This window comes from Hymenobacter sp. NBH84, from assembly GCF_014217645.1.
In the GTDB taxonomy this organism is placed as follows: domain Bacteria; phylum Bacteroidota; class Bacteroidia; order Cytophagales; family Hymenobacteraceae; genus Hymenobacter; species Hymenobacter profundi.
Window position 1 is genome coordinate 644175 of the sequence record NZ_CP043644.1, and the last position, 13974, is coordinate 658148.

The following is a 13974-nucleotide window of genomic DNA, read 5'->3' on the forward strand; positions in this document are numbered from 1 at the left end:
TTCAGCAATGAATTTCACCTTCGATATACCAGCGCAAAACACGTCCATCATTAAGGTGATTGGCGTGGGTGGGGGCGGCTCCAACGCCGTGAACCACATGTTCAATCAGGGCATTAAGGACGTTGAGTTTGTAATCTGCAACACCGACAAGCAGGCCCTAGCCTCCTCGACGGTGCCTAACCGCCTGCAAATCGGTCTGGACCTGACCGAGGGCCTGGGTGCGGGCGCGAACCCCGAGCGGGGAAAGCAGGCCGCCATCGAGAGCAAAGAGCAAATCCGGGAGCTGCTGAGCCACGGCACCAAAATGGTGTTCATTACGGCCGGTATGGGTGGTGGTACCGGTACCGGTGCTGCTCCGGTTATTGCCCGCGTGGCCAAAGAGTTGGACATTCTTACGGTAGGCATCGTGACAGCTCCCTTCATGTTTGAAGGCAAAAAGAAGCGTCAGCAAGCTGAGCAGGGCATTAAGGAGCTGAGCGAGAACTGCGACACGGTGCTGGTGATTCTCAACGACAAACTCCGCGAGATTTACGGCAACCTACCCATCCGCTCGGCCTTTGCTAAGGCTGATAACGTGCTGAGCACGGCTGCCAAGTCCATAGCCGAAATCATTACGGTGACGGCCGACGTGAACGTGGACTTTGAAGACGTGAAAACGGTGATGAAGGACTCGGGCGCCGCCGTAATGGGTAGTTCCATCACGGATGGCGAAAACCGCGCCCGCCGCGCTGCGGAAGAGGCCCTGGCTTCGCCGCTGCTCAACAACACCGATATTCACGGCGCCCAACGCATCCTGCTCAGCATCATGTCGGGCGACCAGGCAGAGCTGGAAATGGACGAGCTGACCGAAATTACGGAGTGCATCCAAGACAAAGCGGGCCAGAACGCCGAGGTGATTTTCGGCCACGGTATTGATTCTACCCTGGGCCAGAGCATTCGGGTAACGGTCATTGCTACTGGCTTCGCCCGCGAGGCGCACACCATCACCGACAGCATGGTGAGCAAGGAGACGCCTAGCACACCGGAAACGGCCGCGCCAGCTGTTCCTGCTGAGCCGCGTTCCGATAATTCGATTGTGCCTTCGTTTGGCGCGCCGGCCCCAGCGCCCGCTCCGATTCCAGCGGCCCCGGTTACTCCCGAGCCGCCTAAAGTTACTTTTGACCTAGAAACGTCGCCGTACACCTACGAGCCACCCGTTAATCCGTCGCCGACGCCTAACCCGGAGCCGGTGCTGCAACCCCAGCCGCAGCAGTATCAGCAGCAGCCAGTGCACGCTACGCCCTACCAGCCTTCGGCCCGACCTGTTCATGATGCCCGCGCCGAGGAGCGCCGCCGCCGCTTGCAGGGCCTGAGCAATGGCCTCACCAACGAAGCCATTAAGGACCAGTTGGAAACGCCGGCCTACCTACGCCGCCAAGTGAAGCTGGAAAACGTGACGCCTTCCAGCGAGCAGAACATCAGCCGTTTTAACCTCTCGGATGATAACGAGCTGTTAGGCGATAACCGCTTCTTGCACGACAACGTGGATTAAAAACAAGAAAGCCTTAGAAAGACATCGGCCCGCTGAAGTAACTTCAGCGGGCCGATGTCTTTCTAAGGCTAATCAGCATAAGCTAATTATAGCTTCCGCCTTACTTACGACGCTTGGTAGAGGTAGGGGGAGTAGCAGGCTGCGGTGTTACCGAGCGGGTAGGGGAGGCGGGTCGCTTCGTTTTCTGCATCTTCTGCGCGGCAGAAACCACATGCAACGTATTTAGGCTCTGTGCCAGATTACTGAGTGAATCGGAAGCATTTTGGCGGCCGTTGAGTGGGGCATAGAGTTCCAAACTGGATTTGAGCAAAGAGTCGGCTGCAACGGCCAGGATTTCATCTTGGTTCATGCCGGAGCGGTAGAAAAACCAGTCGCGTAGCTGCACCCGGCGTGGGGCAGTGGCGCCGCCCAAGTCGAGTTGGGTAGGGCGCAGGCGCTCCGCCACGCTACCTTCCTGGGTGCTATCAACATAGAGTTGGGTAGCCCCGCGCGCGTAGTAGTGCGTAAGGGCTAACTGGTGCCAATGATTGTCTGCCACGGGTACTTTGCCGGTGATGCGCTGTCCCTTAGCAGAGTTGTAGGAAACCACACCGCCCGGTGCTACCTGTAGCGTGCCTACTGCAAGGCCGGCACTGTCGCGGATGGCCAGTAGTTGGCCTGCGGTGCCGGTTTTGAAGCGGATAATGGTGGTGAAAGGGTGCACCACATCCTCGGGCACCAACCGGATGGTAGGCGCTGGCCGACTGGCGGTGTTGGTGAGCTTGATGCCCATACTGGTGCGGCGCGTGGGCTGCGGCTTGCCCGCATGCAGAGCATCAAACAGCGAAGGCACAATGGTATGCGCCATTTCCGCATGGCCCCGGTCGTTGGGGTGCAGGCCGTCGAACCAGTAGCCCGTGGTCCAGCGGCCCTGCCCATCGTCGACAGCACCGAGCAGATTAATACTGGGCACATTCCATCCCTGAATCAGCAAGTTCATGCGGCGCGTGAACTCGTACTGTTCGGGGCCGTAGTCGTTGCGCGTGTAGCCGTTGGTGATGATGGGCACCATGCCAAGTGCCCGCGCCTGGTTGATAAGCGTGACCAGATTGGTCTTGAACTGCTCAAAAATTGGCTGGCCCTTTTCCTTTATACCCTCGTTGCCAAGCGCCAGCGCAAATACCACATACTTGGCGTGTTGCGGCAGCAAATCAGCATCAAAGCGCTTCATCACGGCAATAGTGTTATTGCCGGAGATGCTGATATTGGCCGTTTTCCAAGGTAGCCCTACCCCAGCTGCGGCTCGTTGCGCCAGCAAATCAGAATAAAGCGCCGTGTAGCCGTGTTGATTGGTAGCTCCTACACCTGCTGGTACGGAAGAACCCATATAGACCAGCTTCAGCGAATCTAAAGTAGTAGGGGTAGAAGGCTGCGACTGAGCAATGGCGGGGCTATGCGATAAGCAAGCCAGTAAGGACAGGAATAGTAATCGGGACATAGAAAGGGTAGGAGCAGAAAGTAGCGGAGCGTGCTAACGTAACGCATTGCCACACAGAAGCCAGTGAATATTCCGCCGTTGTAGCAACACTACCTGCGGCCACACCACGCTACGACTTAGGCGGGGTTTCCTTTTCAGGTTGCGCAGGTTCGGCTATTTCCCGGTCGGGGGTGAGTGTGCGGGGGGCGCGGGCCGGGCGGCTAGCCGGCGAATGCGGCTCCCGCGCTGTGGTGAAGCAGCCCATCAACAGGAATAGCCCCGGCAGGAGCAGCACGTAGGCAAACCAGCGTTTCATGCGTGCAAAGTACACAATTTGCCCACAAGCAGCCGGTTATTGCTTGCCAATCAGGGAGTAAACGGATTAGCGAAGCGCTTGTCCTGCACAAACGTCGTGTCCGTCAGGGTTTTTAAAAAAGCTACCAACTGTCGTTTTTGGGTAGCCGAGAGGCTGAGCTGGTTGCCAAATGGCACATTGGTGGCATCCAACATATTGGGGTCAATGTTGGTGCTCTGCTGCTGCACATGGTCACTGTAATGGTCCACTACTTCCTCTAGGGTAGCAAACCGGCCATCGTGCATGTAGGGGGCCGTGAGGGCAATGTTGCGCAGGGTAGGCGCCCGAAACTTGCCGTTGTCGAAGGCTTGCCCGGTGGCTTGGCCGCGGCCGTTGTCTGCAAAGCTGAGGTCGAGGCCGTTGTTGAAAAAGTCTCGGGCCGTGAACAGCGTACCGCCGTGGCAGTGAAAGCAGTTGGCCCCCGCAATGCCGTGGCTGGGCTCGGGGTGGTTGTTGAACAGCATCAGGCCCTGCACCTCATCCGGCGTCAGCACCGACCGGTTGCCCGCGTAGTAGCGGTCGTAGCGCGAATTGGCCGAAATCAGTGTACGCTCAAATTGCGCCAGCGCCTTCAATGTGTTTTCCTCCGTAATGGTTTTTGAGCCAAACGCCTTCAGGAACAGGGGAGGGTAGAGGTCGGTTTGCTGAAGCTTGGCTACGCCCGCGGCCAGCGACTGGTGCAGCTCTACCTCGTTTTCAATGGGGATGCGAGCTTGCGTTTCGAGGGTCGTGGCGGCGCCGTCCCAGTTGAGGGTAGTCTCCCACAACAGGTTGGTTAGCGACATGGCGCCGCGCGGGTGTTGACGCCCGTCTACGCCCAGCGCCCGCGCCCGGCCGTCGGTGAAGGCCTTGCTCTGCTGGTGGCACGAGCCGCACGATAGAGTATTGTTGCGCGAAAGGCGCGTTTCGTAGAACAACATCCGACCCAGCGCTACGCCTTCGTTGGTGAGTGGGTTATCGGTTGGGATGGTAGGGCTCTGCGGAAAAGTAGCTGGCAGCGTAAGCGTGTACGGGGTAGGCGCTACTATGGGGTCCTCTTCCTCATCCATCGTGCCCTTCGGACTGCACGCCACCGCTAATACCAGCATAGCGAGCCAGAAGCGCGCACGCACAAAACGGAGCAGAAGAGCCATCGGCAGGGTAGGAAAGGTCATGCAGTAAGCAAGATACAAGCTAAGGTCGCAACGTTGCGCGTTGGGCAAATGGTTCTCGCTCCTTATCGCCGAGCAACAGTGTGCCATTGGCATAACGCCTACCCCTGGCAATTGCGTATTTTGAGCGCACTATGCGCTACTTTCCGTTGGTTTTTCTGAGTGAATACCGTTCGCAGGTATTTTTTCTGCTACGCTGGCTGCTATTGAGTACGCTTATCGGACTGCTGGCCGGCACTGCCTCAGCGGGGTTTCTGGCGGCGCTGGCCTGGGCCACCGACTGGCGCGAGCTACACCCCTGGATTATCTGGTGGCTGCCAGCTGGCGGCCTGCTCATCGGCCTGATGTATCATTACCTGGCGGGTAGGGCTGAAAAAGGCAACAACCTGATTCTGGACGAAATCCACCAGCCCCAGGATACGTTGCCCCTGCGCATGGTGCCACTGGTACTCCTGGGCACGGTACTCACGCACCTGTTTGGCGGCTCAGCGGGCCGCGAGGGTACGGCCGTGCAAATGGGTGGCACCCTCGCCGACCAGCTTATGCGCCCCCTACATCTGCATCGGCGCGAGCGGAAGCTGCTGCTCATTGCGGGCGTTAGTGCGGGCTTTGCGTCTATCTTCGGCACGCCGCTGGCCGGGGCGGTTTTCGGGCTGGAAGTGTTTCTGATTGGTCGCCTGCGTTACGATGCCATCCTGCCCAGCTTCCTGGCCGCCATCAGCGCCGATTACGTAACGCGCTGGTGGGGTCTGTATCTTCCTGATATACATGGCCTAGGCCACACGCACTATCCCCACATGGTGGCGCCTACGGCCAGTGTGCTAGGCTTGCTGAGTGCGGCTGTGGCAGGTATTGCCTTTGGGCTGGCGGGTAGGGCGTTTGCCTCGGCTACTCATCTGGTGAGTGGCTTCTACAGAAAGCTGATTGCCTACCCACCCCTGCGCCCGGTAGTAGGCGGAGCCGTGGTGGCATTGCTAGTGTGGGCCCTGGGTACCACGCGCTACATTGGGCTAGGCGTGCCCGTAATAGTGGAGTCGTTCAGCGTGCAGCTACCGGCGTATGCGTTTGCGCTCAAGATTTTGCTTACGGCGCTTACACTAGGTGCTAGCTTCAAGGGGGGCGAAGTGACGCCGTTGTTTTTCGTGGGCGCTACCCTGGGCAACGCTTTGGCGCTGCTGCTGCCGTTGCCGTTGCCGCTGCTGGCGGGCATGGGTTTCGTGGCGGTTTTCGCGGGGGCGGCCAACACGCCATTGGCTTGCACGCTCATGGGACTGGAGTTATTCGGGGCCGAAGGTGGGCTGTATATTGGCCTGGCTTGCGTGGTGAGCTACTTGTTCTCAGGTCACCAAGGCATCTACAGTGCCCAGATAGTAGGCGAAAGCAAGCACGGACTTTGGAGGAGGCAAACCGGCAAGCACCTGCGGGAATTATAGGGAAATGATGGAATGGTGAGTTTGTAAAGTGGTGAGATGGTCAGTGAAAAAGCACCTGTCATCCTGAGCTTGCGAAGGATCTTCTCACGTCAGCACGATGCTCGTACCAACGACTCGTTCAACTAACATAAGGTCCTTCGCAAGCTCAGGATGACAGGTGCTTTTTCACTGACCATCTCACCACTTTACAAACTCACCATTCCATCATTTCACCAAATACTTCGTCTGCTTGAGACTATACCCAACAGCCAGCACGATGCGGCCAGCGCTGGCGGGGTGGTCGGTGAGGGCGGTGTAGACGGGGAGCTGCACGCTGGTATTCAAAGAGAAGTTCTTGTAGTACACATCAAGACCAGGGCCGAGTAGGGCGTCGTTCATCTCGTGCTCGTGCGTGAGCTGGCCGTCCAGCATTTCGCCCTTGGTGCGCTCGTAGTAGAACTGCGCCGAAGGATAGACCTGCCAGTTAGGCCCCAGGGGTAGGCGGTAGAATAGGGTAGCAAAGTTGGTAGCGCTGGGCGCGATGCTGTTTTGGAAGCTGTTGCGCGTAGTGCGTCGGTAGCTGGCATTCACACTCAGCCCAAAGCTGTGCAAACTGCCGATGTAGTTGGCGTACACAAACCCATCCGTAGTGCCGGTGCCTACTTGGTTCAGCATGGTGTAGCGCTGGCCGTCGGCGTTGGTGCGGCGGTAGTCGCCGGTAGGAAGCTTCACACCGCCGCCCACAATTAAACGACTCTGAATACCCAGCGTTTCAATGTTGCGGATGAGATGGTAGCCCGCAAAAACCGTTATGTCGCCCACGCCGGCTACGTTTAGCTGCTGGCCGTTGCTCTGGGTGGTATTCATCACGTAGGGCACAAAGGCGTTCAGCTGCAGCCGCTTGGCTAGAAAATATTTGCCGCGTAGCTCTACCACGCGGTAGGCTTCGTAATCGGTTGGGTCACCTTGGTGGCTGTGCTTGTAGCCTGTGTCGGAGTTTGGGTTCGATGGAAAAAAGGGCTGCACACCTGCCGGGAAAAGTCGGTGCCGCTGCCCGAGGAGCTGGTAGCCATTGAACACGCGGTAGCGGTGCATGATGGAGAAGCCGCTTTGGTTGTCGTAGGGCGTGATGCCCATAAAGCAACCGCAAATATCGCAGGCCCAGGCAGGCGCAGCTAGCAATAGAAAAGCCAGGGTAGGCAGTACTATTTTCTTCATAAGAAAAAGCAAAAAAGAGATGAGAAGCGGCTAGCCGTGCGGCTGCCGCAGGCGCTTACTGTCGCTCGGCCAGGCGGCGGTCCTGCAAAAACTCCGTGTCAGTCAGCGTCTCCAGAAACGCCAGCAAATCGGCTTGTTCTTGGGCTGTGAGCGGAATACCCAACTGTCCATTGGGGCGGCGCAAGAGCGGGTCGAGGGTAGGAGAGACCTGCACGCCGTGGTCGTAGTGGGCTAATACCTCCGCCAGGGTAGCAAAGCGGCCATCGTGCATGTAGGGCGCGGTCTTGGTCACGTTGCGCAGGGACGGCACTTTAAACAGGCCCCGATCCTGCGCTACGTTGGTAATGTGTGCCCTACCCGAGTCGGCCGAAAACTCCCGGTCCAGACCGTTGTTGCGGTAGGTCTCGTCGGTAAATAAATCGGTGCTGTGGCAGGGCGTGCATTTCTGCGCGAGCAGCGCACGGCCGTGCAGCTCCGGCTCGCTTAGCTGCCCGCCAGCTTCGCCGCGCACGTGGTGGTCGTAGCGTGAGTTAGCCGAGGTCAGCGCGGCCGTGAACTGCGCCAGCGCCCGCAGAAACTGGTACGAATCGATGGGCGACTTGCCATAGATTTTCGCAAACCGGCGCTGATAATCGGCATCGGCATTGAGCTTTTTGAGCACATTGTCGAGCGTCTCGTCCATCTCCACGGGGTTGGTGAGCGGGGCCAGTGGCATGGTTTCGAGATTTTTGGCCCCGCCATCCCACAACAGCTCCCGGCGCCACCGCAGGTTTTGGAGCGCCGGCGCATTGCGCGGCCCCAGCAAGCCATCCACGCCATGACTCACACGATGGTCGGCGTGGGCAAAAGCGACAAACTGCTGATGGCACGAGCCGCACGACACGTCTCCGGTGCGCGACAGGCGCGGGTCGTAAAACAGCGTGCGGCCCAACTCAAACGTCGCCCGGTCGGGTGGGTTGGTTTCGAGCGCGTAGGCGGGGATAGGAAAATTGCTGGGGAGCGTATCGCCCGGTACGGCCTGTTGCTTTAGGATGTCCGCGTCGGGTTGGCAACCGGCCACCAGCAGCCCCGCCAGCCCCATGAATAGGGTTAGCGAGGCTGTTAGAGTCCGCGAAATGGATACGCTCACTGCTAGTTAGCGTGAATGTGCTCCACCGAGAACATGCCTGCCGCGTAGTTGTTGGCTACCTGCACGGCGTTGCTGCCCGGCATGTGCGCGCCCATAAAAGTGCTCAATTGAATGGGTTGCGGGCCATTCAGCACTTTCAGAGCATCTACTTTTAGGTGTAGCTCGGGACTGTGGTCGGCGCGCACCAGCAGGTTACTGCTCGGAAACGTCAGCTTCACGGTGCGCACGGCGTTGTACGGTTTGGTGAAACCACCTACGTGCATCAGAAAGGTTTTGGCAGGGTAGGAGCTAGAAGCCAATAAGTTGCCTTCCATCTTAAAGAAAATGTAGCCCGTGTTCCAACTCCAGAACATGTTATTGTTCACGTCCAAAGCGCCGGTTTGAGCCCCGGCCGTGTTGCGGGCACTATCCACGCCTACCACGAAGGAAATGCCTGTATAGTCGCCGGTAGGTATGTCCTTGAGGTGCAGGTGTTTCGATTCAGCATCTGACTGCTGCACCAAATAGTAGCTTTCGGGCTGTGCGTATTCCGTACCGTCGGCTTTTTGCAGCTTAACGTTGGAAACGTAGTAGTTGAATCGGGAGATAGTGAATTGCTCGTTGCTGATAGGATTGGTGTAGGTAGTGGTACTAAGCGCCAACGCCTGGCTGCCTACTACGTGCTCCATTTCGATATCCAGCGTGCCCACGGCAGGTTGAGCGTCTTTTTCTTTATCGTCGCAGCCAGCCAGAGAAAATAGGATAGCCACAGCGGCTACCCAAAAGGTAGGTAGGGAAAATTTCATCGGTAAACTTCTGAAAAGCAAATAGATAATCGAGCGCGCTTCTTGTAAGAAACGCGCTATAGGACGCTTGCCGTATGGCAACACGTCTTATTCGAAAACTAAGCCCAGAAGCTTGGAGGATGGAAAATGCCGTGTTCCGGCGAAAATGTGTAGTGCACAACGCGTAGCGGTGCGAACTGCTGCACTACGACAGGATAGAAAGCCTGTTGGGCAGCGTACACACGTAGCAAGGGTAGGGCCTCAAACTTAAGCTTGACCTTAGCCCCATTAGGCGCTTTGCTTTCCTCGTCGGCAGCCTTGCGGAGTTGTTTGGCCAAATGGCACTTGCCGTTGCAATGCAACTGCGGCCGGGCCTTGTTCACGCAGAATAACTCCGTAATCCGCTCTTTGTGTAGCTGATAATCCACCACCCGCAACTCCTGACTGAACGTCTGAAGAAGCACCAAGGCAGTGAGAAAAACAGCAAACCAGCGAGTCATACAGGCAAGTGCGGCAGCAAAAACGTTCGTAAAGGTAGACACATCACGGCAAAACCAAAGGAGAATGAGTGTATCTACCTTGTTGTACGAAGTGATACCGGCGACCAGATTGCTTCTCAGAGAGCTAGGAATTGAGCCGCTTGCTCGCGTAGCAACTGCATATATAGCTCATGGCTAAGCGTACCATCCTGCGTAAGGTATTGGTCGATAAAGGGTAGGCGCACGCGGGTAGGAAGCACCACTGTACCCAGATACATCAAAATATCCGTAAGGTGGCAGAGTGCCAGCGCCCCGCCTTGCGCACCAGTACCCAGCCCCACCACCGCAGCCTTCTTGCCGCGAATGCCGCCGGGGTAGGGTAGACCATCGATAAAACCCTTCAGCGCCCCAGGCAGCGACGCATTGTATTCAGGTACGATAAACACCAGCTTCTCGGCCGCAGCCGCTTTTGCGGCCAACTGGTTGAAACCAGCGTGCTGGCCGGTATTCGCGTATAGGGCCGTTTCGATGAAATCGGCTGGCAGTTCTACCAAATCCAACAGTTGGTAGTCTGCCCCCAAATCGGCCAGCAACTGGCCATATAAGTCGGCTACCAGCCGGGCGCGGGAGTTAGGCCGATTGGTGCCTGCGATAATGGTAATCATGCGCGTAAAGAAACTAGGGAAAACAAAAAGGCGAAGTGGAACTCCACTTCGCCTTTCCATATAGTACAACCGCGCTGCCTACGATAGGTTATTCGAGGTAGCCTTAGCGGCCAAAAATTCGCGGTTCAGGATAGCAATGTTCTCCAGCGAAATGCCCACTGGGCACTCTGCGGCGCACGAGCCGATGTTGGTGCAGGCACCAAAACCTTCCTTATCCATCTGCGCTACCATGTTTTCCACGCGTGACTTACGCTCCACGTGGCCCTGGGGCAACAGCGCCAGCTGCGACACCTTAGCCGATACGAACAGCATGGCCGAAGCATTTTTGCAAGCTGCTACGCACGCGCCGCAACCAATACAAGTAGCCGCCTCGAACGCCCGATCCGAAATTTCTTTCGGAATGGGAATTTCGTTGGCGTCGGGGGTGCCACCCGTGTTGATGCTGATGTAGCCACCGGCCTGAATAATGCGGTCAAAAGCCGAGCGGTCTACGCTCAAGTCTTTGTTTACAGGGAAAGAGTTAGCACGCCAGGGCTCAATGGTGATGGTATCACCGTCGCTGAACTTGCGCATGTGAAGCTGGCAGGTAGTGGTGCCCTTCTCTGGTCCGTGCGCCCGCCCATTGATGAACAGGTTGCACGATCCGCAAATGCCCTCACGGCAGTCGTGATCGAAAGCCACCGGCTCTTCCCCTCTGTGCAGAAGGTCTTCATTGAGCACGTCCAGCATCTCCAGAAACGACATATCCGGCGAAATATCCTTCACCTGATAGTCCACTATCTTACCCTCCGAGTTACGATTTTTTTGCCGCCACACTTTTAGGGTGAGGTTCATCGGCTTGGCGTTGGGGTTACTTCCGGCCATTTTGTTTTTTGGCTATTAGCTGTTAGCTGATGGCTGTTAGCTTTTGTGGACTGTGAAACTACCAGCATATCGCTAATAGCTAACAGCTAGTGGCTAACAGCTCGAAAATTACTTATAGCTGCGTTGCGTGAGCTTCACGTTCTCAAACTGCAACTCCTCTTTGTTTAGTTTCTCCGGCTGATTTTCGCCTTGGTATTCCCAAGCCGCCACGTACGCGTAGTCGTCATCGTTGCGAAGCGCCTCGCCTTCCGGCGTTTGGTACTCCTCGCGGAAGTGACCACCGCAGCTTTCGTTGCGGTCCAGGGCGTCGTCCACCATCAACTCGCCCAGCTCGATGAAGTCGGCTACACGGCCGGCACTCTCCAGGGTTTGGTTAAGGTCAGCATTTACGCCAACTACTTTCAGATCAGACCAGAACTCGCGCTTCAGCTTCTGAATTTCGGCCTTTGCATGACGTAAACCTTCGGCAGAGCGAGCCATACCGCAGTACTCCCACATAATATGGCCTAGAGCTTTGTGGAATTCGGTAGGCGTGCGCGTGCCGTTGATGCTCATCAGCTGATCGATGCGCGCCCGTACACCGGCTTCGGCCTCCGCAAAGGCGGGGTCCTGCGTGGTAACAGGGGTTGGCGGCGTTTTAGCTAGGTAGTCACCAATGGTGTAAGGAATAACGAAGTAGCCATCAGCCAGGCCTTGCATTAGTGCCGAAGCACCGAGGCGGTTGGCGCCGTGGTCGGAGAAGTTACATTCACCGGCCGCGTACAAGCCGGGTACCGTGGTTTGCAGGTTATAGTCTACCCACAGGCCACCCATAGTGTAGTGCACAGCAGGGTAGATGCGCATGGGAAGCTCATACGGATTCTCACCCGTAATCTTCTCATACATCTCGAACAGGTTACCGTATTTAGCGGCTACCCAGTCGGCACCGTTGCGCTTGATGCTGTCGGCAAAGTCGAGGTACACAGCCAAGCCCGTAGAACCTACGCCACGGCCTTCGTCGCACATCAGTTTGGCGTTGCGCGAGGCTACGTCACGGGGCACCAGGTTACCGAAAGCAGGATACTTACGCTCTAAGAAGTAGTCACGGTCGGCTTCTTTGATATCGGCCACGCGAATCTCGCCCTTGCGCAAACGCTCGGCGACAGACTTCTCTTTAGGCACCCACACACGCCCGTCGTTACGCAGCGACTCCGACATCAGTGTCAGCTTCGACTGGTAATCGCCCGATACAGGGATACAGGTAGGGTGAATCTGCGTGAAGCAGGGGTTTGCAAAGAAAGCGCCTTTTTTGTGAGCGCGCCATGCTGCCGTTACGTTGCAATACTTAGCGTTGGTGCTCAGGTAGAACACGTTCCCATAACCACCCGTTGCCAAAATAACAGCGTGAGCAGCGTGCGTTTCGATGTCGCCGGTAATTAGATTGCGCGTCACGATGCCGCGGGCCTTGCCGTCTACTACCACCAAATCCAGCATTTCGGAGCGGGTGTACATCTTCACCTTACCGTAGGCAATCTGGCGGCTCAGGGCCGAGTAGGCACCCAATAGCAACTGCTGTCCAGTCTGTCCACGGGCGTAGAACGTGCGCGACACCTGCGCACCACCAAACGAGCGGTTAGCCAGCAGCCCGCCATACTCGCGGGCGAACGGCACACCTTGCGCCACGCACTGGTCGATGATGTTCACCGATACCTGCGCTAGGCGGTATACGTTAGCTTCACGGGAGCGGTAGTCGCCACCCTTTACGGTGTCGTAGAACAGACGGAATACAGAGTCACCGTCGTTCTGGTAGTTTTTGGCAGCGTTGATACCCCCCTGCGCGGCAATGCTGTGCGCACGTCGGGGCGAGTCGTGGAAGGAAAAGGCTTTTACGTTATAGCCTAGCTCGGCTAGGGAAGCCGCAGCCGATGCACCCGCCAAGCCAGTACCTACGATGATGATATCGTATTTACGCTTGTTGGCAGGGTTGACCAGCTTAACATCAAACTTATGCTTGTCCCACTTTTCGCCTATAGGGCCTTCGGGAATCTTTGAGTCCGGGAACATTACTTCAGCGCTAGGTTAATGGAATCAACCAAGGGTGCTACCGCCGAAAGCGGTTCGCCCTGTTCGTTGGTGAAGAAGAAAAAGTACAGCGGCATAATAGCGAAACCTAAGCAAACAATGATTGAAAAGGCGTAGCCAATAACCTCAATGGCAGGTGTATACTTGCGGTGGTTGAGCCCCAGCGTTTGGAAGGCGCTCTTAAAGCCGTGTAGCAGGTGGTAGCACAAGGCTACCTGTGCCAGCACGTACAGGGCCACGTACCACCACTGGTGAAACGAGCTTACTACTAGTGTGTACAAGTCATCATTGTTGTTGATGTCTGGATCCAGCTCACCGAAGCGGGCCCGGTAGAAGAAGTTGTACAAGTGCACTAACAGGAATACGAGAATGATAGTGCCCAACAAACTCATGTTGCGCGACTGCCATCTACTGTTCTGCTCGGAGTGGTTTGACACGTATGCAACACTACGAGCACTTCTGTTGCGGCTGAACAGTGCCCAAGCCTCATAAATATGGAAGCCGAAGCCCAGTAGCAGCACCCACTCTACGGTGCGGATAACGGGGTTTGTTCCCATAAAGTGGGAATAGATGTTGAAGGCAACGCCGTCATCATGCTTAAATAGTTGCAGGTTGCCAATCAAGTGGACAACAAGGAAAGAGCACAGGAACAAGCCCGTGATGGCCACAATGATTTTGCGACCGATGCTGCTGGAAAATGTTTTACTAATCCAACTCATTTAGAAGCTGCGAAATGGTTTGCGAAGGTGATTCAATTGCAACGGCCAAAGGTACACCCCGACCTACTAGGAAACAATCTAGATAGGGGTTTCGTCGTTCATGAATCTATCCGGTGCTACCGCCGTTAGAACCCTAAAACCATTTGGCAACACTAACGGTCCTAGATTTG

At 56.5% G+C, this 13974-nt stretch carries 13 protein-coding genes; 2 read left to right on the plus strand and 11 right to left on the minus strand.

Annotation, left to right across the window (positions count from 1 at the left end; translation table 11 throughout):
- Positions 1-7 precede the first annotated feature (7 nt).
- A complete protein-coding gene (gene ftsZ, locus F1C16_RS02690; RefSeq protein ID WP_185282836.1) occupies positions 8-1531 on the plus strand; it encodes a cell division protein FtsZ in 1524 nt (507 codons plus the stop codon).
- Between the two features lie 100 nt (positions 1532-1631).
- Here the strand turns inward: ftsZ and F1C16_RS02695 are convergent, their stop codons facing one another.
- The 3 genes from F1C16_RS02695 to F1C16_RS02705 all read right to left on the minus strand — a co-directional run bounded on the left by F1C16_RS02695 (position 1632) and on the right by F1C16_RS02705 (position 4496).
- Positions 1632-3008 carry a GDSL-type esterase/lipase family protein gene (locus F1C16_RS02695; RefSeq protein WP_185282837.1) on the minus strand — a complete coding sequence of 459 codons (1377 nt, stop codon included), beginning with the start codon at positions 3006-3008 and terminating at the stop codon, positions 1632-1634.
- A 109-nt stretch (positions 3009-3117) separates the two neighbouring features.
- A complete protein-coding gene (locus F1C16_RS02700; protein WP_185282838.1) occupies positions 3118-3303 on the minus strand; it encodes a hypothetical protein in 186 nt (61 codons plus the stop codon).
- 50 nt (positions 3304-3353) lie between these two features.
- Positions 3354-4496 (minus strand): cytochrome-c peroxidase, encoded by a 1143-nt coding sequence (locus tag F1C16_RS02705; protein ID WP_185282839.1) that lies wholly within the window; start codon positions 4494-4496, stop codon positions 3354-3356.
- A gap of 131 nt (positions 4497-4627) precedes the next feature.
- Between F1C16_RS02705 and F1C16_RS02710 the strand changes: the two genes are divergently transcribed.
- Complete coding sequence (locus F1C16_RS02710; RefSeq protein WP_185282840.1) at positions 4628-5926, plus strand: voltage-gated chloride channel family protein; 1299 nt, start codon at positions 4628-4630, stop codon at positions 5924-5926.
- Between the two features lie 204 nt (positions 5927-6130).
- Here the strand turns inward: F1C16_RS02710 and F1C16_RS02715 are convergent, their stop codons facing one another.
- The 8 genes from F1C16_RS02715 to F1C16_RS02750 all read right to left on the minus strand — a co-directional run bounded on the left by F1C16_RS02715 (position 6131) and on the right by F1C16_RS02750 (position 13804).
- Complete coding sequence (locus F1C16_RS02715) at positions 6131-7123, minus strand: hypothetical protein (protein WP_185282841.1); 993 nt, start codon at positions 7121-7123, stop codon at positions 6131-6133.
- A gap of 55 nt (positions 7124-7178) precedes the next feature.
- A complete protein-coding gene (locus tag F1C16_RS02720; RefSeq protein ID WP_185282842.1) occupies positions 7179-8252 on the minus strand; it encodes a cytochrome-c peroxidase in 1074 nt (357 codons plus the stop codon).
- A 2-nt stretch (positions 8253-8254) separates the two neighbouring features.
- Positions 8255-9037, minus strand: coding sequence for an MbnP family protein (locus tag F1C16_RS02725; RefSeq protein WP_185282843.1), 783 nt, complete (start codon positions 9035-9037; stop codon positions 8255-8257).
- 98 nt (positions 9038-9135) lie between these two features.
- Complete coding sequence (locus F1C16_RS02730) at positions 9136-9516, minus strand: hypothetical protein (RefSeq protein WP_185282844.1); 381 nt, start codon at positions 9514-9516, stop codon at positions 9136-9138.
- A gap of 116 nt (positions 9517-9632) precedes the next feature.
- Positions 9633-10160 carry an NADPH-dependent FMN reductase gene (locus F1C16_RS02735; protein WP_185282845.1) on the minus strand — a complete coding sequence of 176 codons (528 nt, stop codon included), beginning with the start codon at positions 10158-10160 and terminating at the stop codon, positions 9633-9635.
- 78 nt (positions 10161-10238) lie between these two features.
- On the minus strand, positions 10239-10994 hold the full coding sequence (locus tag F1C16_RS02740; RefSeq protein ID WP_185284202.1) for a succinate dehydrogenase/fumarate reductase iron-sulfur subunit: 756 nt from the start codon (positions 10992-10994) through the stop codon (positions 10239-10241).
- 138 nt (positions 10995-11132) lie between these two features.
- Positions 11133-13067, minus strand: coding sequence for a fumarate reductase/succinate dehydrogenase flavoprotein subunit (locus F1C16_RS02745; protein ID WP_185282846.1), 1935 nt, complete (start codon positions 13065-13067; stop codon positions 11133-11135).
- Positions 13067-13804, minus strand: coding sequence for a succinate dehydrogenase cytochrome b subunit (locus tag F1C16_RS02750; RefSeq protein WP_185282847.1), 738 nt, complete (start codon positions 13802-13804; stop codon positions 13067-13069). The genes F1C16_RS02745 and F1C16_RS02750 overlap by 1 nt, the downstream gene beginning before the upstream one ends.
- Between the last annotated feature and the right edge of the window lie 170 nt (positions 13805-13974).